Here is a 19,955-nt window from a genome sequence, read left to right on the forward strand (position 1 = left end):
GGCCCTGCCCAAGCCGACCTTTGCAACACTCGTTCAATCTGACACCGTACGTGAACATCGACAGCAGTGTTAAAGGACTTGCTTTGAACGAAATTTCCGAACTCCGCTTCAACGCAATCGCTGGCTATGCCCGGCACCCGAGAGCAGCTCTGACTGGTGAGGAACTGGCTTACTACGAGTCCGAGGATGGGAGCATTCTCGGCCTGCTCATCAGGGACCGAATAGACGGTGACTTCGCCGGAATGGCCTTTGGCCGGGATGCGAAATTGCGCTTCCGGTGGACTTCCATGACCGATTTCCTCGAGAGCCCGGAACTGGCGCAGGAGGCGTTGACGGAACTGATAACCAATTTGCTCGATGAGCCGGAAGAGTTTCATCACCAAGGCGATGAAAGGGGGGAGCCAGTCGATTTCTTCACTCCTATGCACGCACCAGAAGTCCTGCACCCGGATTTCCAGCAGGTCGCATCCGAAATTGGTTTCTTTCCTGCCCGGGGCATAATCGAACCCATGATGCGGTGGCACGAGGACCTAGATGGAAACTTCGTGGAGCAGTTTCAGTCCACCGCTTTTGACCAGCGGATTTGGGAACTTTACCTTTTCGCGACGCTCATCGAACTCGGGTTTTCCCTGGATGCGACGCATGCTGTGCCCGACTTCATCGGCACAAGCTTGTTTGGGTCCATCGCCGTCGAAGCGGTGACGGTTGGACCGACCCGGCGAGGCGCTGAGATCGTTCCGCCACCGCCCGTTGAGACCGAGGAACAGATGGAGGCGTATCTGCGGGACTATATGCCGATAAAGTTCGGCAGCCCATTGTTCAGCAAGTTGAGGAAAAAATACTGGGAAAAAGAGCAGATCGCTGGTGTGCCGCTGGTGTTTGCAATCGCGGACTTCTCATCGCCCGGCTCCATGATCCACACCCGATCCGCACTCGAGCGTTATCTTTACGGGTACTCCTTTGACGCCGCACGCGACGAGCAAGGAAGAACCGTAGCACAGCCCATAAAGATCATTGAGCATCGTTGGGGGGACAAGGTGGTACCCTCCGGCTTCTTTGACATTCCGGACTCGGAACATGTCAGCGCCGTTATCTCCACAACCGCTGGCACGATTTCAAAATTCAATCGAATGGGGATTCTGGCCGGGTTCGACGCGGGCAACGTTTTGATGACGCGCACTGGCGCTGTCGTCGACCCCGATCCCGAAGCGAGGGACCCGCTGCTCTTCAAAGCGATCGTTAACGTCAAAGGATACCATGAGAGCTGGGTGGAAGGACTCAACGTCTATCATAACCCGCGCGCCATCATTCCGGTTGAGGAACAGCTCGTACCTGGTGCGGCGCATCACCATTGCGACGCGGAAGGCAATTGGACAACTACGGCCCCCCGCTTCCATCCTCTGGCATCAAGTACTGAAATCCTAGGCGGCGTGAATGTCGCTGAAGCGCTCGCGAATTTCGAAGGTCCCGCAATCCGGTTCTGGAAAAAACCTTAATGGTGGGCCCTATTTTGACGGTGCGTTCGCCATACTACTTCCTTTGCAACCCCGGCTGGACCAGGCGAGCGACAGGTTCTTAGGGTGTCGGTGTTTCGCCGCTGCAGGCGCACGAGAGGATTTCGTCTCGGTGCCAAAAAGTTCGGTCCGAGTGTAGACCAGATCGTGGGCGAAAGCTTCCACCTTGGCGCGGGCTTCCCCATTCCGACAATCCTCGAATGTGGAGATCGCCTCGGCGACGTCCTTCTGCATATTCTTCAACTCGCTGCGCGTCAGTGCCTCGAGATTGTAATCGGCCATTGTTGCAATCCATGTCCTGAATGTTCCGGTGTCGATAGCCCGCCGCAGCACGGCCCTGCATTTCCCGGCAGACAAGGGCATGAGGGCGAATGCTGATAATAGTCACTTCGGCCGCTAACGATGTGCTGGGCTCGAGGTAAAGCAGTCCCGATTTGCAAGGGGACATGGTCTGGCATGGGCTCCCCGCGTCTCTCTGTCTCCTGGGCCATCCCTTCGACTGACAATCCCCTAATCCCGTTCGGTCTCCTGCGCGCAACCCCGCGGCAGTCCGGGCCGTGTTGGCCGCCTGTGGCGTCCTGCCCGCTCTACCCCGGTCCTCTGGGGGTGTCCGGTGTCCATGCTGTCCACCGTGCACGCGTCACCCGACGGGCTTTTTCCGGGTCTTGTCGAAGGGACGGTCCCGAAGACAGGACACACAGGAGCTCATCATGCAGAACATCGTCATCCTCGCCGGCAACATCGGTCAGACCCCCGAAACCCGCACCACCCAGGGCGGCACCAACATCACCAACTTCAGCCTCGCCACCTCTCGCCCCCGCCTCTCGGAAGGTCGCGTCCTGCGCGACGAGAACGGCTACCGGGTCATGGACACGGAATGGCACCGCATCACCTGCTTCAACGGTCTCGGCAAGACGGTCGCGGAGCATTGCGAAAAGGGCATGAAGGTCCTCGTCCATGGCCGCATCCACTACACCAAGTGGATCGACAGCATGGGGAACGACCGCTACGGCTGCGAGATCATCGCCGAGAAGGTCGACTTCCTGAGCCGCCCGAAGTCGACCGAGACCGAAAACCCCGAGCTGGTCGACCGCGACGACGAAATCCCGTTCTGAAAAGAACGGGGTCTCCCCCTTGGGCCCGGCGGGGCAACCCGCCGGGTTCGTGGCACCTACATCCGCCCCAACCGGTTCTCATCATCGATAACGTTGAGGACACAGCCTGCGCCAGTCCAGCGCCAGAGCACAATGTTCAGGCTGCTTTCGGTTGCACCTTGTGCGAAACTGCACGTCAGCAGACCTGCAAAGCCGTCGGCGATGAGCCGATGCGCGAATCCCTGTGTCGGCACAGGACGCCCGTCTAGCATTTTTGCACGCCAGCCGGGATCTGCCAGGTGCTGAGGCGACAGATCATACTGGTCTAACGCGTTCACATCTCTTGTGTCGAAGATCGGCTCGATATCGGCGCCATAGGACACCAGCACAGTCGGCTGTAGGCTGCCGACCTGGTTTGCTTCCCGCAAGGCGGTGGTGGGATCAAGTGCCGTATAGAGCGCAGGTACCCCCTTGGCGTTGAAGCGCCCGCCATGGATCGCCGCGCCTTGGCCTGACAAAGGGACACTCGCATAGACCGGGTTCAGGGCGCGGTAGAGCGGCCCTGCATACCGCCCGTCGTTCAGCGGCATCAGGCGAATACACCTGCATCGACCGCGTCGATATATTCCAGCACCTGTTGCGCTTTGCCTTCCTGAACAAGTTGCATCGCCGTGCGTCCATCGAAGCCGGGCAGAGGCTCTGATCGGTACCAGGCATAGGCCATAAGTTCTGAGCCAAAGCGCGGTTCTACCTTGTTGAGGATTTCCACCAACTCCCGCAGGCGACGTTGGGTCTTGTCCGAATTGATCCGTGTGCGCCGCTGAAGGGCATCCTTGCCCAGCCCTACTGTCATGGCGACCTCTTCGGCGGAGGTTCGCAATGCGGCGGCGATCTTGCGCGGCTCAAACTGTCCGGCTTCGGCGAAGTTCGTGATATGCATGGGATAAGTCCAATCGGTTACTTTGTCAGTATATAGCGTAATAAATACTGTTATACAAGGTTCAGCTCAGGGAGAGAAAGAGAAGGGTTGGTTGCTTTCGCGACAGGTTGAGGGCTGGGAGAGTGGCTCCCGGCGCCTGTCACGGAGGAATGCCGATGGGCGTTGTAGAAATTCTGGATCCGGTACAGCCGGCACGAGCTGGTGGCTGGAAAGTGGATGTGAGCCGGGGTGAGCGAAACGGGCGGGTGTCGTCCGAATGGTTCAACCGGCCCGATGACGAGCGGTATCTCTCGCTCGACGATCTCTGGGCCAATGTGAAAGGCCGGTCGGAGCGCAGCCGCAGCCATGTGGTGCAGACTGCCGACATCCGTGTCGAGGCCGCGCGCGACAACCCCGAGCGGTTGCACCTGATGCTGCCGAAGGCGCAAGAACCGGTCGCGCCCACGCATTGGGCGTTCGGCCAGCTTGCCAGCATCGTCGGCGCCCCGGCCTCCTATCTGCGGCAATTGCCAGCGCCGCTGGCGGGGATCAATCTGCAATATGGTCTGACCAACCACCGCGCCGAGCAGGTGAAGACCTTCGAGACCGAAGATGGCCGCACGGAACTGCGCGCCGTGACCGGCCCCGACTATGGCCGTATCCACGATTTCGAGCTGGTCGAGGCGGTGCAGCGCATCGCGGGCAATGGCACCGGCGACACGCGCTGGAAGGTGCCGGGCGTGCTGGATTGGTCGACCGGGGTCTATAACCCCGATGTCGAAATCAGCCGCGACACGACCACGCTCTATGCCTCGGACCGCGATGTCTTCCTGTTTCTTGTCGATGATCGCAACCCGATCGAGGCGGGCAAGTTGGCGGACGGCTCTCCCGACCTCTACTTCCGGGGCTTTTACTGCTGGAATTCGGAGGTGGGCGCCAAGACCCTCGGCATGGCGAGCTTCTACCTGCGGGCAGTGTGCCAGAACCGCAACCTCTGGGGCGTCGAGGATTTTCAGGAGATCCGCATCCGCCATTCGAAATACGCCGCCTCGCGCTTTGCCCATGAGGCGGCCCCGGCGCTGACGCGCTTCGCCAATTCCTCGCCGCAGGGGTTCGTGAACGGCATCAAGGCCGCGCGGCAGCAGATCGTGGCGCGCAGCGATGATGATCGCGCGGATTTCCTGCGCAAGCGGGGCTTCTCGAAGGCGGAGTCCGGCAAGATCATCGAGAAAGTGCTGATGGAAGAAGGCCGCCCGCCCGAGAGCATCTTCGACTTCGTGCAGGGCATCACGCGGCTTGCGCGCGACAAGACCCAGCAGGATGCCCGCCTCGATATGGAAGGGCGCGCCAAGAAGCTCCTCGACCGGGTCGGCTGACCAAACGCCCATGCAGCGATCACTCGACCCCCGGGCGGTCGCTGCAGCTTTTTTCTCAACATGCACGCCGTTGGCTTTGCCCCGAAAGGGCAGGGGGCGTCGGCGTGCGCATTTCAGCGAGACACCTATGACCCCCCAGGAAGAAACCGTCATTCTCGAGGCCCGCGATATCCTCGGCCGTTACCTTAGCCAGAACCCGGTCATCGCCAGCTGGCAGGCGCTGATGGATTATTGCGCGCTGACCGTGCATGGGCCGATCGAGCGGTTCCATGTCCTCTATCTCGACCGCAAGAACCGCATCATCGCCGATGAGCTTTTGTCGACGGGCACGGTCGATCATGTGCCGGTCTATCCGCGCGAGGTGATCAAGAGAGCCCTGATGCTGAACGCCAGCGCCCTGATCCTGATCCACAATCACCCTTCGGGCGATCCCACGCCGTCCGAGGCCGATCTCAGCATGACCAAGGAGATTCAGAAGGGCTGCAAGTATCTCGGCCTGACGCTGCATGACCACATCATCGTCGGTGCCGGAACGGAGCTGAGCCTGCGGGCGCTCGGCAAGCTCTGACGCTGTGGCCAGATCCATCACCGTCGCCCCTTCGAGGAAGAGGGTGGCGGTTTGGTCTTTGACGGATGAGGCGGGGAGAGTGGCTCCCTGCGCCGTTGGAGACATTGCCATGTTTGATCTTCCCCTGCCGTTCCAACCGAGCCTGCGCCTGATGGGTCCTGTCGCAAATGGCCCAACTGTAGCTTCTGATCCCCGCCTGCCTTTCGCGCTGACGCGGATGCACCGGACACCTGCAGCCCTGATGTCGGGCACCGCTGCCCCCGTAGTCGTTGAGCGTTTTGCGACGCTGGCCGATGCCATGCAGGGCGCGTGTGAACTTGCGGAGGACTACGGCCTCGATCCAGCGCCGCAGCTTCTGGCCATCCTTGATTGCGACCAGCGCCTGGTTCTTGCCGGGGCCGCCAGTCATGGCGCTGTGGCTTGGTGCCACCCTGTCGCCAATGCTCTTGAGGCGCGGGCCGTCGTGACCGAGGCGGTTCAACTTCGCGCCCAGGCTGGCCGTGCCACTGACTGGCACGAGCCTGAATTGGCGCAGCGGCTGCGTCACCGTGCTGATCTGCTGGATGCGCGTCTGGTCGATCCGCTCTGGCGCGCCTTTGCCGCCCGCGCGCTGCAGATCGCGGCGTGACGCCCGAGAGACAGAGGAGGGATGGGAGGGGTTTGAGCCTTCGGGGGGCAGAAGAGTGCGCCAGCCGGGGGGTCTGACCTGTCCTCACCGAACGGAGTTATCCATGACCCAGACTGAACCCACTCTGGCCGCCCCGCTGCGGCCTTCCACCGTCGATTTCGGGGCGATCCGTGCCGCGCATGCCGAACGCACCGCCCGCATCGACGCCCTGCGCCCAGGCAATAAAGACCGTCTCTTCGATGGTCTTTTGGCCGCCGGTATCACCCATGTCACCGTGACCTTCGACGGTGCTGGTGACAGCGGCCAGATCGAAAGTATCGGCGCTTGGGCGGGCGAGACGGCTGTCGATTTTCCCCCAACCGAAATCCCCTATGCGGCGCTGACCTGGGATGACCCCGAGGTCGAGATGCGGCAGCTCTCGCTGGAGGATGTCGTCGAGCAGCTCACCTACGACTTCCTCTCCGACACCCACGGCGGTTGGGAAAACAACGACGGCGCTTGGGGCGAGTTCTGCTTCGACGCCGCGGCCCGTTGCATCCATCTCGAGTTCAACGAGCGGTACACCTCGTCCGAACTCTACACGCATGATTTCTGAGGGGGTGGCAATGGCACATCCCTATCACCACGCCCTGTCCTCGGTGAAGAAATGGGGCGGCACGGTCGACGATTTCATGGCGGTACATGCCTGGTTCGACGCCTCGAAATCGATAACTGCGGACTTTCGGCACCGGGCGCTCCGCCACCATGCCGAGGGCATCTTCATGGCCGAGACGATCTTCGGTTCGACCCTCACGCTCTCGACCGGGCGCATCATCCCGACCCGCTGGGTTGGCGAGCAGCATGTCAAGGAAGACCTCGGCTTCATCCCGAGCTTTGCCGACTGGGTGAAGGCCATCCGGCCCGAGCCCTGGATGGGCCGATCCGAGCGGATTGAAGCGCTGGTCGATCCGCATCTCGCCTCGCCCGTGGTCGAGGTCAGCTGACATGATCGATCCGGCTTATCAGCGCCTCGGTCTGCCGCCGACGGCATCGCCCCAGACAGTTCTGCGCGCGGCGGTCCGGGCGTTGCACCCCGACACGCGCGCCGTGCGCAGCTTCCGGACGGCGCGCAAGCGCTTCTACCGGCAGATGCTCTGCGCGCATGCCGCACGGCAGGCATCGGGTGACAATCCGACCGGCTGATCGCTTCCAACCAACCCTTCATCCCAATCCAGCGCCCGGCCACTTGACCGGGTTTCTCAATCTCAGGAGGTTCCCATGGCGGATTACTTCACCCATTTCTCATGCCTGATCGACGTCGGCAGCCCCAAAAAAGCCGCCTGCGCACTCGCGCTGTTTCATGACCTGCGTGCCGCGGATCAGGACGCCGATGATCCGGAGGTCTCGGGTTTCACCCTCGTGCATCAGGACGCGCCCGAGGGCAGCACCCTCTGGATCCATGACGACGAGCACGGCGATGTCGAGGCGGTCATCCGCTTCGTGCTGCGCCTTGCGGAAGAGCTCGATCTCACCGGCATCTGGGGGTTTCAGTACGGTCTGACCTGTTCCCGCCCGCGCCTCGACGCCTTCGGCGGCGGCGCGCATGTCATCGACCTCGGCGCGCGGAAATCCGTCGGCTGGACGAGCAGCCAGGAATGGCTGGCCGCCGCGCTAAACGGGGAGGACGTCGATGCCTGAAGTCATCTGCACAACAGTCTACCAGTTCCCTGAACTCTCCGACGTCGCCAAGGAAAAGGCGCGCAGCTGGTATCGTGAGCTTGGGCCCCATGATGATTGGTGGGACGCGGTCTACGAGGATTTCGAGAGGATCTGCGAGATCCTCGGCGTCCGGCTCAAAACAATCCCCGTCCGCCTGATGGGCGGCGGGACACGCACCAAGCCCTGCATCTGGTTTTCAGGGTTCTGGAGCCAAGGGGATGGGGCCTGTTTTGAAGCATACCTCAGCCACACCAAGGGCGCGGCCGCGCGCATCCGGGACTATGCGCCCCAGGATGCGACGCTGCATGGCATTGCCGACCGGCTGCAGGCCATCCAGCGGCGCAACTTCTACCAGCTCGCTGCCGAGGTCAGCCACCGCGGTCGCTACTACCACGAATACACCATGTCCGTGGACGTCACCCGCGACAGCCCGACCTGGCAGCCGCCGACCGAGGACGCCGAGGAGACCGTGACCGAGGCGCTCCGCGATCTGGCCCGCTGGCTCTACCGCCAGCTTGAGGCCGAATACGACCACCTCTCCTCGGACGAGGCCATCGAGGAAGGGATCATCGTCAACGAGTACACCTTCACCGAAGCCGGGCGCAGGTTCGGGTGAGAGCGCGGGCAGTTCATTTGATCTTTACAATGAGGCCATATGATCTATATTCAGGCCAATGGAGGACGCCATGTACGTTGCTGAGAAAATCCGAGAACCCGCACAGATCAACGCCGTCGCGTTGAAGGCCTATGCGCGCGTGGTCGATGCTTGGGGCCTTAACCTGAACGAAGCGGCTGGCCTTGCCGATATGACGGTGAGCACGTGGAAGCGTGCCAAGAAGCCGGATTTCGCGGGGGAACTGACCAAGGATCAACTGCTGCGGCTCAGTGCGGTGATCGGCATCTACAAATCGCTCGAACTCTATTTCTCCGAGCCGCTCGCGCGAAGCTGGTTCACCCGGCCGAACACGGGGCCGCTCTTTGGGGGCAGCCGTCCGGTTGACACGGCGATCGACGGCGGCTTGCCGCAAATTCTCGCGGTTCGGACCTATCTGGATGCGCTGCGTGGTGGGGCATGAAGCAGACCGAGATTTCCGATCGCGGTCTCGTTCGTCTTCTGCCCGCCACCTACCACAAGCCGCCATCCCTGCGCGGTCTCGTCGATACCGATGACGAGATGGAGATCCTCGCAGAGATCGAGGGCCTGTCCAGCGGCCGCCTTCTGGCCGAACGTGGCCGCAATCCCCATCTGGACCCGCGCGAGCTTGCCTGGCAGCGCCGGAGCCGAGATCTGCGCATTTACGGCGACAGTCATGTCAACGCCGCCTTCACCTATACCCGCGCCGGCGGGAACCGCTTCAACACCGAAGATCGTGGCGCCTGGTACTGCGCGTGGGAGGTGATGGTTTCTGTCAGCGAAGTGGCCTGGCACCGCACCCGTGAACTCGGCTTTACCGGCAGCTTCCATGACAGCGCTCGCTATGTGGAATTGTTGGCGGATTTCATCGGGATCTTCGATGATCTGACCGATGAGCCGGAACACCCAGCGCTGCATCCCGATCCGGCTGTCGGATATCCCGAGGGCCAAAGCCTGGCCCAACATCTTCGCCGGGCTGGATCGCGGGGCCTGATCTACCCCTCAGTTCGGGCTCCCGCGCCGGGCGGGAATTGCCTCGTCTGCTTCGAGCCCCACGCCATCCAGAACGTCCGGCCGGGCGCGTCTTGGGATCTTGTTTGGGATGGGACCCCGCACTACTCGATCACGGCTGTCGGCTGACGAATTGCAGCGCATGTGCCCTTGGAGGTCCGAAGAAATGAAATCAGCAAACGGCAACAGCCCCGACGTCACGAACTTGAAGCCATGTGACCATCAGGCGTTCTTCGAGGCATTGGATTCTCCACCCTTACTGACAGAAGCGCTACGGGCAGCATTTCGCCGGACGAAGGAGAAGTCATTCCGGCGAAACGGATGGCTTCCAACCATGGACTGAGTCCACCGGTCCTCAGGGGTTCCCATAGACGCGCTGAGGACGGCGACGTCTCTGCCCCAAGAGACCACTATAGTTTTCTTCGATGAGGTTGCTTTTCCAGCGTTATGGACGCTCCAATATCACCATTTCCAAAGAATTGATGGACTAGCCCCACGTGAAGGGTGATCTGAAGACGCTGGGTCGAAAGACGGCAACGACTTGCAGCGGTTGCCGAAGGTCTCAGCGGTGTACGTCCCGGTCTGCCGCCGCGACCAGACCTTGGTCCTTCGGACAGGAGCTTGACCGAGGCTGATGTCCCAAAGGGCAAATCTGCCAATCTATAGGCTGGCAACTACGCTCGGTTTGCCAAGCCACGGTATGGCAGAAGCTCCGGAAGGCCGGAGCCAGCCGGTGCCGTGCTCACTTGTTCCCGTCGATCCACTTCGACATCAGCCCCTTGTCGCGGAAACACTCATCCGGGACGGCGCGGCGTTTGATCCGGGCGAGGCGCTCGGCGAAGGCGACCTGTTTGGACGAGGGCAGGCTGTCCAGCGCTGTCGCGGGTGTGAGCTTGGCTTGTGCGTCGATCCACGCGCTGAGCGACCGGCGGTCCTGCTGAACTTCCCAAGGCAGGAGGGTCTGGTTGCGCAGGGCGAGCGCGCGCATAGGCGATCTGCTTGGGCGTCGCGGGCAGGGCGTAAGTGGTGCTTTCCATCGGGGATCTCCCTTCTTAGCTTGGTTTCAAGATAGAACATAACAAGAACAAAAGCAAGCCACCTGCGGAAATCATGGGGTTTGAGAGGAAGAGGAGGGCCGGGGAAGGTCAGGCCTGAGGGTGCCCGAAAGAGGGTGTCCGGGCCTGACCCTGTTCCTCATTCCGGAGTTTCCCGATGACCCATCTCGCCCATTTTGCGACCGAGCGCGCACTTGCGCCTGTTGTCCCCCTCCCGTCCCTCGATACGGCCGCTGCGATCTTGAGCGTGGCCAAAGCGCTGCAGACTGATCTGGCGCAAGGTTTCCAGATCGACGCGCTGCGTCTGCGGCTCGAGATGGAGCGCGCCTTTGGCAGCTCCGATGCGACCGGCGCCTGGGACTGGAAGCTGGCCTATGAAGCGGGCGAGGCAGCGCTGGTCTTGTTCCTGCGGAAGTTTGGCCGCGCGCTGTTGGCGCGGGCGGGCTCGCCTGCGGCACTCCTGCCCATCCTCGCCAAGGTGGCGGGCCTTTTGCCCACGCACACCCGGCGGTCCGAAGAGATGGAGCGGTTCCAGCAGTTCTCGACGCCGCTTCCCATGGGGCTGGCGGCACTGGCTGCGGCGCAGATCACCGCGCATGATCTGGTGCTGGAGCCATCGGCTGGGACGGGCCTTCTGGCGGTCCTCGCGGAAATCGCGGGCGGCAGCCTCGCGCTGAACGAGCTTGCCGACACCCGCGCTGATCTCCTCCGCCGCCTGTTTCCGGGCCGGCCTGTCACGGGCTTTGACGCAGCCCAGATCGACGATCATCTGGACGCAGGGTTGCGCCCGAGCGTGATCCTGATGAACCCGCCATTCTCGGCTGTGGCCAATGTCGATGGTCGGACGACCGAGGCGACAGCGCGGCATCTGCGCTCTGCGCTCGCGCGCCTGGTCCCCGGCGGACGGCTGGTCGCCATCACCGGTGCCAGTTTCGCGCCCGATGCGCCCGCCTGGGCTGAGACCTTCGGTCGCCTGACCGAGACCGCGCATCTGGTCTTTACGGGTGCCGTGTCAGGTGCCGCGTTTGCCAAGCACGGCACCAGCTTTGAGACGCGGATTTCGGTCTTCGACAAATGCCGCGGTGGCGAGGCGGGCGGCATCACAGCCGATCTGGCGCGCCCGATTTCGCCTGATGTCGCCAGCCTGCTGTCGCTGATCACTACCCATGTCCCCCCGCGCCTCGAACTGGCGCAGGTCGCACCAGCCGGGCAGGGCCCCACTTCCCCCTTCCCGGGAAATCCTGCCCGCACCACGCGCGCAGCCATCAGCACATCGCGCGCCAGGCCAGCAACACCCGCCACCAACACCGCTCCGCAGATCGAGGCCGCAGACCTCGCCTATACCCTGCGCGATGCAACCGAGGACGGGGCCAGCGCGCGCCTGTCAGATGCCATTTATGAGACCTTCCGCCTGCAGGCGATCGACATCCCCGGCGCAGCTCCGCATCCGACGAAGCTGGTGCAATCCGCTGCCATGGCCTCGGTTGCACCCCCGAAACCCAGCTATCGCCCCAAGCTGCCTGCGGCCGTCCTGCGCCATGGTTTGCTCTCCGAGGCGCAACTCGAGACCGTGATCTACGCGGGCGAGGCGCATGGCGCGTATCTCGCGGGGTCTTGGACTGTCGATGAAACCGGCGACATGGTCTCGGCCGCACCGGCGGATGCCGCTGACGCCGTCCGCTTCCGCCGCGGCTTCTTCCTTGGCGACGGCACCGGGGCGGGCAAGGGCCGCCAGTCGGCCGGGATTGTGCTCGACAACTGGGCTCAGGGTCGGCGCAAGGCGCTCTGGATCTCGAAGAGCGACAAGCTGCTGGAGGATGCGCAGCGCGACTGGTCCGCACTCGGGCAGGAACGCCTACTGGTCACGCCGCTGTCGCGTTTTGCACAAGGCCGCGACATCCCGCTGACCGAAGGCATCCTCTTCACCACCTATGCCACGTTGCGATCGGAAGAACGCGGCGCCAGGAAATCCCGCGTCGATCAGATCGTCGACTGGCTGGGGGCCGACTTCGACGGGGTGATCTTGTTTGACGAAAGCCATGCCATGGCCAACGCCGCCGGATCAAAGGGCGAGCGCGGCGATGTCACGGCCTCGCAGCAGGGCAGGGCGGGCCTGCGCCTGCAGCACAGGTTGCCCAATGCCCGCGTGGTCTATGTTTCGGCCACCGGGGCGACCTCGGTGCACAACCTCGCCTATGCGCAGCGCCTCGGGCTTTGGGGCGGGGAGGACTTTCCGTTCGCCACCCGGGCGGAGTTCGTCGAGGCGATTGAGGCGGGCGGTGTCGCCGCGATGGAAGTCCTCGCCCGCGACCTGCGGTCGCTTGGCCTCTACACCGCCCGGTCGCTTTCTTACGACGGCGTCGAGTACGAGATGCTGGAACATGCGCTGACCCCCGAGCAGCGCGGCATCTATGATGCCTATGCCGGGGCCTTCGCCATCATCCACAACAACCTCGCCGCCGCGATGGAGGCCGCGAACATCACTGGCGAATCCGGCGGCACGCTGAACCGCCAGGCCAAATCCGCTGCGCGCTCGGCGTTCGAGTCCGCCAAGCAGCGCTTCTTCGGCCATCTGCTCACCTCGATGAAAACCCCCACCCTGATCGCCGCCATCGACGCTGATCTCATCGCAGGCCATGCGGCTGTCATCCAGATCGTCTCGACAGGTGAGGCGCTGATGGAGCGCCGCCTGTCGGACATCCCCACGGACGAGTGGAACGATGTGCGGGTGGATATCACGCCAAGAGAGGCTTGCCTGGACTACCTCGCCCATTCCTTCCCGGTGCAGCTCTATGAGCCCTTCACTGACAGCGAAGGCAACCTCTCCTCGCGTCCGGTCACGCGCGATGGCCAGCCGGTCGAATGCCGCGAGGCGGTGCGCCGCCGCGATGCGCTGATCGAGCATCTGGCAAGCCTGCCGCCTGTGCCCGGGGCGCTCGACCAGATCATCCAGCGCTTCGGCACCGATCTCGTGGCGGAAGTGACGGGCCGCTCGCGCCGCATTGTGCGCAAGGGCGAAGGGCATGCCGCGCGGCTTGTCGTCGAAAGCCGGGCGGGGTCGGCCAATCTCGCGGAAACCGCCGCCTTCATGGATGACCAGAAGCGCATCCTGATCTTCTCGGACGCGGGCGGCACGGGGCGCAGCTACCACGCCGACCTCGGTGCCAAGAACCAGCGCCTGCGGGTCCACTACCTGCTCGAGCCGGGCTGGAAGGCAGACGCTGCCATCCAAGGATTGGGCCGCACCAACCGCACCAATCAGGCGCAGCCGCCGCTGTTCCGACCCGTCGCCACGGATGTGAAGGCGGAGAAACGGTTCCTATCGACCATCGCGCGCCGTCTCGACACGCTCGGGGCGATCACGCGTGGCCAGCGTCAAACCGGCGGGCAGGGGCTGTTCCGGCCCGAGGACAATCTGGAGTCTCCCTATGCCCGCGACGCCCTGCGCCAGCTCTACCGCCGCATCTATCGCGGGGATGTAGCGGGCTGTTCTCTCGGAGCGTTCGAGGATGCAACGGGCCTCAGCCTGACCGATGACAATGGGCTGAAGGACGACTTGCCGCCGATCACGACTTTCCTCAATCGCCTGCTGGCGCTGACGATTGAGATGCAGGGTATCTTGTTTACTGCCTTCGAGGAGCTTTTAGCGCAGCGGATCGAGGGCGCCATCGCCGCCGGGGTCTATGACCTCGGGCTCGAGACGCTGCGCGCCGAGAGCTTCCGCGTGACGGATGCTCGGGTGATCTACACCCATCCCGGTTCCGGGGCAGAAACCCAGCTGCTGACCATAGCGCAGAAGATCCGCAATGCACCGGTCTCCTTAGCTAATGCGCTGGACTGGCTAGACGACCCCAAAGCACGCCTTCTGGTCAACAGCCGCTCGGGCCGCGCGGCTGTCCAGGTGCCCGCCACCAGCCTGATGCTGGACGATGGCACCATCGAACCCCGCCTGCGGCTGATCCGCCCGACTGACACCAGCACCGTGCCGATGAAGATCATGGAGGACACCAACTGGCTTGAGGCAGATCGGGCGGCCTTCACTGCCGCTTGGACCGCGGAACTGGCCGAGGTGCCGGAATTCACAGAAACCACGCTGCATATCGTGGCGGGGCTGTTGCTGCCGATCTGGAAGCAGCTCCCCCAAGATGAGACCCGCGTCTACCGGCTGCAAACCGATGACGGTCAGCGCATCATCGGTCGCCGGGTCTCGCCGTCTTGGGTCGCGACCACGCTGGCGGATGATGCGCCGCAATTGTCCGCCGCGCAGGTCCATGCTCTCATTCTCGAGGGCAAGACCGTCGTGCGCCTGGCCGAGGGGATGGAGTTGCACCGCGCGCGCGTCATGGGCGTCAACCGGATCGAGCTGTCGGGCTTCACGGAAGCCGCCAAGGACAGGCTCAAGGCCGATGGCTTCTTCTCCGAGATCATCGCCTGGAAGTTGCGTCTGTTCTGCCCGGTTGATCCGAGCGGCATCGCAATACTGGATCGTCTGCTTGCACGTTGTCCTGTCACTGCCCTATGTGCACGCAAGGGTTGAGAGGTTCTAGTATGTCAGTGGAAACAAGAGACCTTCTAAGCGAACTGGCGGAAAACGCCGAAAGCATTTGCCGTCACTACCTTCCCGCCGGACGGCGGGAGGGGTCCTATTGGATCGTGGGCGATCTGCAGAACAATCCCGGCCGATCGCTCTTCGTGCGGCTGACCGGGCCTGCGTCGGGGCCGGGGGCGCGAGGAAAGTTCACCGACGGTGCCACGGGCGAGCATGGTGATCTTCTGGACATCATCCGTGAGCGAACGGGGATCTCCCGCTTTCCCGATCTTCTGGACGAGGCCCGGGCGCATCTTGGCCGTCCGCAGCCGGTTCTCCCGGATACGCCAGTGCCGAAGAAGCCCAAGGCCCCCGGCGGCACGCCAGCCGCCGCCGCGCGTCTGTTCGCAGCTTCCATGCCGATCGCAGGTACGCTTGCGGACTCCTACCTCCGTTCCCGGGGCCTCACCCATGGCGGGGTGATGAGCGCCCTGCGCTTCCACCCGAAGTGCTGGCATCGGGATGAAGGTCAAACCCGGAGCATCCCCCGACCGGCGCTGATCGCGGCGGTCACCGATGGGGCAGGGGCCTTGCAGGGTGTGCATCGCACCTGGCTTGCGCACGACGGCAAGGGCAAGGCGGCGGTCAAAACGCAGCGACGGGCCATGGGTCACATCTTGGGCAATGCTGTCAGGCTGACCCCGCATGACGACATCCTCGTGGTCGGCGAAGGCATCGAGACCATGCTGTCGCTGTCCGAGGCGGCCCCCGGCCTTCCCGTCTGGGCGGCGCTCTCGTCGGGGCACCTCGGTGCGGTCCTGCTGCCGCAGGGCCTGCAGCGCCTCTACATCGCCATCGACCGCGATCCGGCCGGGCAGCGCGCGGCGGAGCGGTTGACCACCAGAGCCATAGAGGTCGGGGTTGCCGTGGGGGTGCTGGAGCCACGGCTCGGGGATTTCAACGATGATCTCCGGGCGTACGGCAAAGAGGCGCTGCGCCAGCATCTGGCAGGGCAGATCGGGCCAGAGGAGCGGCATCGCCTGTTCCATTGAGCTGCATCACGCGAGGGCGGTGGGGTACAGGGGGCAGGGGTCACGGATTCCTGTCATGGCTCTGGATCGTCGCCTTGCCTCATCCCGGGCAATCCCATCCACCCGTCCCCCGAGCGGCCTTCAAGAGATGGGCAGGCGGCCGTCAAAGGGGCCGCCCCTTCAAGGACGGGGGGCGACTGATTTCCGCCGGCGGCAGAGCCGCCTTTGCATCGCGAAACAAATCAGCCGCCCCCCGTCCTCCTCCACATGCGTTCCGGCCCCGAAGGCGGGGTGAGGGGGCGTCCCCAGTGACAGCTTTCGCAGCCCATGAAGGCCGCGCGGGTTGTCGCGCGGATGAGACAGGCCCGGAGGCAAGAAACTGATGACGATCCACACTCACGACGACACGTATGAACCCGCCCACACCGCATCCCAGACCGCCCATGCGCTCGACGAACTGCAGCTCTACGGCTACCGCCCCTTTGACGAGCCCGATCCGCGCCCGATGCCCGATGGGCAGCGCCTTGCGGTCGCCGTCGCAGACATTTTCGATGCCCTCGTCGCGACCCTGGAAGACACCCGCATGGAACCCGACCTCGAAGAGGTGCTCTGGGGCCAAGTCAACCTCTTTCACCGCGCCACGGCGAGGATCGAGCGGGCGCTCGATGAAAACGAGCAGGCGCAGCGCCGCCTCCAGCGCGAGCAGGACGGCTCCGAGGTGAAATCCACCGAACTCGAGCGCCTGACGGCCGAAGGCCTGACCCTCGTCGAACGGCGCAACTGCATGGACATGATGCGCGATCACGCCGCCACCGAGTTCGTCCATCACACGGGCTCAACCTGGCGCCCCCGCACCGGCTCGATGGTGAACCGCCAGCACATGACCGCAGCGCTGATCGACAGCCGCGACTTCCTTGCCGCCAAGCGCCGCGCGGAAACCGAGGTGATGCTACCCGCAGGCCCCAAGGTCGCCCTCACCGGTGGGACCGACTTCAACGATCACCGCCTGATTTGGGGCAAGCTCGATCAGGTCCGGACCAAGTATCCCGATATGGTCCTCCTGCACGGTGGCAGCCCCAAAGGCGCAGAACTCATCGCCGCCAAATGGGCTGAGGCCCGGGGCGTGACGCAGGTGGCCTTCAAGCCCGACTGGACCAAGCACGCCAAGGCCGCGCCCTTCAAGCGCAACGACGCGATGCTGGACGTGCTGCCCGTGGGCGTCCTCGTCTTCCCGGGCACCGGCATCCAGGAGAACCTCGCCGACAAGGCCAAGAAGCTCGGCATCCCGGTCTTGAAGTTCGAGAAGGGGGCGTGAGCCCCCTTTTCCCTCGCGGGGAAATCGAGGTGGCAGGGCATGCGTCCACTTGATATTATGGAAGAAAGCTTGCTGGGTCACGATATGTCTCACTCTGTTGCTCAACTTGAGGTGTTCCCGACCGACCAGCAGATGCGGCGGATCGATCCTGTCTGGAACATGCGCCGCTTTTACCGAATGAGCATTCAGCCCGATCTCTTTGGGGGCGCCAGCTTGGTGCGCGAATGGGGCCGCATTGGCGCGCGTGGGCAGATGATGATTGAGCAGCATCCAGATGAAGGGCGCGCTGTCACCGCGCTGATGAAACTTGCCGCGATAAAGAAGCGGCGGGGTTATGCATGATGCGGGGCCGCGGTTCGAAAAGCGGGCAGACACAGGAAAACGAGGGGGAGATGGCACTCGACATCGATAAGATTGATGATGCGGCTCTCGCGATCCTTAGCCTGACGCTGCATTGCGGCGATCAGGTCTGGAAGGGAGTCGATTGGGCCATCACCAACCGGCTTTTCGAGAAAGGCCTGATTTTTGATCCCAAAAACAAGGCGAAATCGCTGAGCCTGACCCCAGAAGGGGTCGCGCATGCGCGGGAAATTCTCGCGCGGGATTTCAGCAAGGCCGAGTGACGGGCGGCTTTGCGGGACAAGGACGAAACCGCTCTCGCGGTAGGGCGCTTGAAGCAGATGATGCGCTGTGATCGGGGCGGTGCGATTTGGTGGATGGGTATGTCTGTCGGACGATTGGGGCCTTCTCAATCTGATGACAGGAGGCTTCCATGTCCGATCAACACGTTCCCGCTCTGCGCCGGCGGTTTCTCGAAGATATGCGCATCAAGGGTTTGCAGCCGAAGACACAGACCATGTACCTGCGGGCGATGCGCGACTTCACCCGGTTCCTCGGCCGCTCACCCGACACGGCGACGCCTGAGGATCTGCGGGCGTTCCAGCTGGATATGTCCGAGAAGGGCACCGGCTCCGCGACATTCAACAACCGGCTGAGCGTCCTGAGCTTCTTCTTTTCGGTGACCTGTGCGCGCGAGGAGATGAAGCGCCACATGCGGTATCAGCGTCTGGCGAAGAAGATCCCGGTGGTGCTCAGCGCCGAGGAGGTCACGCGCATTCTCGAAGTCGCCCCGGGTCCCGGCCTGATGTACCGGGCCGCGTTCAGCGTCGCCTATGGCGGCGGCCTTCGGGCCAGCGAAGTGACTCATTTGCGTGTGCCCGATATCGACAGCGACCGGATGCTGATCCGCGTTGATCAGGGCAAGGGCCGCAAGGACCGCCAAGTGATGCTATCGCCCAGCCTGCTGACGCTGCTGCGCGACTATTACCGCGAGGCTCGCCCGGCGGGGTGGTTGTTTCCCGGCCGCAACCGGATCGACCCGATCTCGACGCGGCAGTTCAACCGGGCCTTCGGGGTGGCCTGCGACTTCGCCGAGATCCGAAAGAAGGTCTCGCCGCACACACTCCGGCACAGCTTCGCTACCCATCTTCTGGAGGGCGGCACCGACATCCGGGTGATCCAGGTGCTGCTCGGTCACGCCAAGCTCGAGACCACGACGATCTATACCAAGGTGGCGACCAAGACGATCCAGAGTGTGACCAGCCCGCTCGATCTGCTGGTGCGCCGAGAGGCCGGTCCCGGTTAAGCGCGGCTTCCGTGCCGCGTCCCGGATTGGAGGTCGCGGATATCTTCCGCGCCCATGGTCCTGCGTATCGCCATGAGAACGCCGGGCATCTGAACCTGCCGCAGCTGAGGGTGATGTCCGCGATCGAGGCATGCCGGACCGCCGCTCTCGGCGGTCACGTGGCTGCCTGCGCCAAATGCGGCCACCAGCACGTCGCCTACAACTCGTGCCGCAACAGGCACTGCCCGAAATGCCAAGGCCTCACGGCGCGGGACTGGATGCAGGCGCGTATCGAGGATCTTCTGCCGGTCGAGTATTTCCACGTGGTCTTCACCCTGCCGGCGCAGATCGCCGACATCGCGTTCCAGAACAAGGCGGCGGTCTATGGTCTGCTGTTCAAAGCATCGGCCCAGACCCTTCTCACCATTGCGGCCGATCCGAAGCATCTCGGCGCCCGGATTGGCATGACCAGCGTGTTGCATACCTGGGGCTCGGCGATGACCCATCACCCGCATGTCCATGTCATCGTGCCGGGTGGCGGGTTGTCGCCGGATGGCACCCGGTGGACCGCCTGCCGCCCGGGGTTCCTGCTGCCGGTGAAGGTTCTGTCGCGGCTGTTTCGGCGTCTGTTCTTCGAAGGATTGGTCAGGCTGCACGAGGCAGGCAAGCTGGCGTTCTTCGGCGATCTGTCGGAACTGATCGATCCCATTGCCTTCGCGGCCCATCTCGCGCCGCTGCGCCAAGTCGACTGGGTCGTCTACGCCAAACCGCCCTTCGGCGGTCCGGAGGCGGTGCTGGCCTATCTCAGCCGATACACCCACCGTGTCGCGATCTCAAACCACCGCCTGATCAGCGCGGACGCTCGCACCGTGGCCTTCCGATGGAAGGACTACTGAATCGCCCCGAGTTTGTCGGAGACCATCAACTTAAGTAAGGATGATGGTTATGACGAAAAGCAAA

The 19,955-nt window shown here is 63.4% G+C and carries 21 protein-coding genes and 2 pseudogenes; 19 read left to right on the top strand and 4 right to left on the bottom strand.

Features of this window, described 5'->3' with window-relative positions:
* The first annotated feature begins 50 nt into the window (after positions 1–50).
* Positions 51–1,496, top strand: coding sequence for a hypothetical protein (locus tag ACFO5X_RS18700; protein ID WP_380719805.1), 1,446 nt, complete (start codon positions 51–53; stop codon positions 1,494–1,496).
* Positions 1,497–1,505: 9 nt separating this feature from the next.
* Here ACFO5X_RS18700 and ACFO5X_RS18705 read toward each other — a convergent pair whose 3' ends face one another.
* A complete protein-coding gene (locus ACFO5X_RS18705; RefSeq protein WP_380719807.1) occupies positions 1,506–1,796 on the bottom strand; it encodes a transcriptional regulator in 291 nt (96 codons plus the stop codon).
* Between the two features lie 428 nt (positions 1,797–2,224).
* Between ACFO5X_RS18705 and ACFO5X_RS18710 the strand changes: the two genes are divergently transcribed.
* Entirely contained in the window at positions 2,225–2,629 is a 405-nt protein-coding gene (locus tag ACFO5X_RS18710) for a single-stranded DNA-binding protein (RefSeq protein WP_380719809.1), read from the top strand.
* A gap of 56 nt (positions 2,630–2,685) precedes the next feature.
* On the opposite strand, the gene ACFO5X_RS18715 is transcribed toward ACFO5X_RS18710, so the two are convergent.
* Both ACFO5X_RS18715 and ACFO5X_RS18720 read right to left on the bottom strand, forming a co-directional pair.
* Positions 2,686–3,198: an RES family NAD+ phosphorylase gene (locus ACFO5X_RS18715; protein WP_380719811.1), complete on the bottom strand. Its 513-nt coding sequence runs from the start codon at positions 3,196–3,198 to the stop codon at positions 2,686–2,688.
* A complete protein-coding gene (locus tag ACFO5X_RS18720; protein ID WP_380719814.1) occupies positions 3,198–3,548 on the bottom strand; it encodes an MbcA/ParS/Xre antitoxin family protein in 351 nt (116 codons plus the stop codon). Before ACFO5X_RS18720 ends, ACFO5X_RS18715 begins: the two co-directional genes overlap by 1 nt.
* A 155-nt stretch (positions 3,549–3,703) precedes the next feature.
* Between ACFO5X_RS18720 and ACFO5X_RS18725 the strand changes: the two genes are divergently transcribed.
* From ACFO5X_RS18725 to ACFO5X_RS18770, 10 genes are all read left to right on the top strand, one after another.
* Positions 3,704–4,903, top strand: a complete 1,200-nt coding sequence (locus ACFO5X_RS18725) for a DUF932 domain-containing protein (protein WP_380719816.1) — start codon at positions 3,704–3,706, stop codon at positions 4,901–4,903.
* Between the two features lie 127 nt (positions 4,904–5,030).
* The gene (locus ACFO5X_RS18730; RefSeq protein WP_380719818.1) at positions 5,031–5,471 is read left to right on the top strand and encodes a JAB domain-containing protein; all 441 of its coding nucleotides are present in this window, start codon (positions 5,031–5,033) and stop codon (positions 5,469–5,471) included.
* Between the two features lie 109 nt (positions 5,472–5,580).
* Entirely contained in the window at positions 5,581–6,099 is a 519-nt protein-coding gene (locus ACFO5X_RS18735) for a DNA repair protein RadC (protein ID WP_380719820.1), read from the top strand.
* A 103-nt stretch (positions 6,100–6,202) separates the two neighbouring features.
* On the top strand, positions 6,203–6,694 hold the full coding sequence (locus ACFO5X_RS18740) for a DUF6878 family protein (RefSeq protein ID WP_380719822.1): 492 nt from the start codon (positions 6,203–6,205) through the stop codon (positions 6,692–6,694).
* A 10-nt stretch (positions 6,695–6,704) separates the two neighbouring features.
* The gene (locus tag ACFO5X_RS18745) at positions 6,705–7,082 is read left to right on the top strand and encodes a DUF6915 family protein (RefSeq protein WP_380719825.1); all 378 of its coding nucleotides are present in this window, start codon (positions 6,705–6,707) and stop codon (positions 7,080–7,082) included.
* A gap of 1 nt (position 7,083) precedes the next feature.
* A complete protein-coding gene (locus ACFO5X_RS18750; protein ID WP_090271145.1) occupies positions 7,084–7,281 on the top strand; it encodes a hypothetical protein in 198 nt (65 codons plus the stop codon).
* Between the two features lie 75 nt (positions 7,282–7,356).
* Positions 7,357–7,776 (top strand): hypothetical protein, encoded by a 420-nt coding sequence (locus ACFO5X_RS18755; RefSeq protein ID WP_380719827.1) that lies wholly within the window; start codon positions 7,357–7,359, stop codon positions 7,774–7,776.
* Positions 7,769–8,413: an antitoxin of toxin-antitoxin stability system gene (locus tag ACFO5X_RS18760; RefSeq protein WP_380719829.1), complete on the top strand. Its 645-nt coding sequence runs from the start codon at positions 7,769–7,771 to the stop codon at positions 8,411–8,413. The genes ACFO5X_RS18755 and ACFO5X_RS18760 overlap by 8 nt, the downstream gene beginning before the upstream one ends.
* A 58-nt stretch (positions 8,414–8,471) precedes the next feature.
* On the top strand, positions 8,472–8,873 hold the full coding sequence (locus tag ACFO5X_RS18765; protein ID WP_067297291.1) for an MbcA/ParS/Xre antitoxin family protein: 402 nt from the start codon (positions 8,472–8,474) through the stop codon (positions 8,871–8,873).
* Positions 8,870–9,571, top strand: coding sequence for an RES family NAD+ phosphorylase (locus ACFO5X_RS18770; protein WP_380719831.1), 702 nt, complete (start codon positions 8,870–8,872; stop codon positions 9,569–9,571). The genes ACFO5X_RS18765 and ACFO5X_RS18770 overlap by 4 nt, the downstream gene beginning before the upstream one ends.
* A 613-nt stretch (positions 9,572–10,184) precedes the next feature.
* Here ACFO5X_RS18770 and ACFO5X_RS18775 read toward each other — a convergent pair.
* Positions 10,185–10,479, bottom strand: a pseudogene (locus ACFO5X_RS18775) (hypothetical protein).
* Positions 10,480–10,654: 175 nt separating this feature from the next.
* Between ACFO5X_RS18775 and ACFO5X_RS18780 the strand changes: the two are divergent.
* The 7 genes and pseudogenes from ACFO5X_RS18780 to ACFO5X_RS18810 form a co-directional block, all read left to right on the top strand.
* A complete protein-coding gene (locus ACFO5X_RS18780) occupies positions 10,655–15,034 on the top strand; it encodes a strawberry notch-like NTP hydrolase domain-containing protein (protein WP_380719833.1) in 4,380 nt (1,459 codons plus the stop codon).
* Between the two features lie 11 nt (positions 15,035–15,045).
* Positions 15,046–16,077, top strand: coding sequence for a DUF7146 domain-containing protein (locus tag ACFO5X_RS18785; RefSeq protein WP_380719835.1), 1,032 nt, complete (start codon positions 15,046–15,048; stop codon positions 16,075–16,077).
* A 361-nt stretch (positions 16,078–16,438) separates the two neighbouring features.
* Positions 16,439–17,371 carry a DUF2493 domain-containing protein gene (locus tag ACFO5X_RS18790; RefSeq protein ID WP_380719837.1) on the top strand — a complete coding sequence of 311 codons (933 nt, stop codon included), beginning with the start codon at positions 16,439–16,441 and terminating at the stop codon, positions 17,369–17,371.
* Between the two features lie 84 nt (positions 17,372–17,455).
* Positions 17,456–17,713, top strand: coding sequence for a WGR domain-containing protein (locus tag ACFO5X_RS18795; protein ID WP_380719853.1), 258 nt, complete (start codon positions 17,456–17,458; stop codon positions 17,711–17,713).
* 50 nt (positions 17,714–17,763) lie between these two features.
* A complete protein-coding gene (locus ACFO5X_RS18800; protein WP_380719840.1) occupies positions 17,764–17,994 on the top strand; it encodes a DUF6429 family protein in 231 nt (76 codons plus the stop codon).
* Between the two features lie 149 nt (positions 17,995–18,143).
* Complete coding sequence (locus ACFO5X_RS18805; RefSeq protein WP_380719842.1) at positions 18,144–19,016, top strand: tyrosine-type recombinase/integrase; 873 nt, start codon at positions 18,144–18,146, stop codon at positions 19,014–19,016.
* Between the two features lie 11 nt (positions 19,017–19,027).
* Positions 19,028–19,888 (top strand): annotated as a pseudogene (locus tag ACFO5X_RS18810) (IS91 family transposase); the annotation flags it as partial.
* Between the last annotated feature and the right edge of the window lie 67 nt (positions 19,889–19,955).

The organism is Seohaeicola nanhaiensis, assembly GCF_042654245.1.
GTDB classification, from domain to species: domain Bacteria; phylum Pseudomonadota; class Alphaproteobacteria; order Rhodobacterales; family Rhodobacteraceae; genus Seohaeicola_A; species Seohaeicola_A nanhaiensis.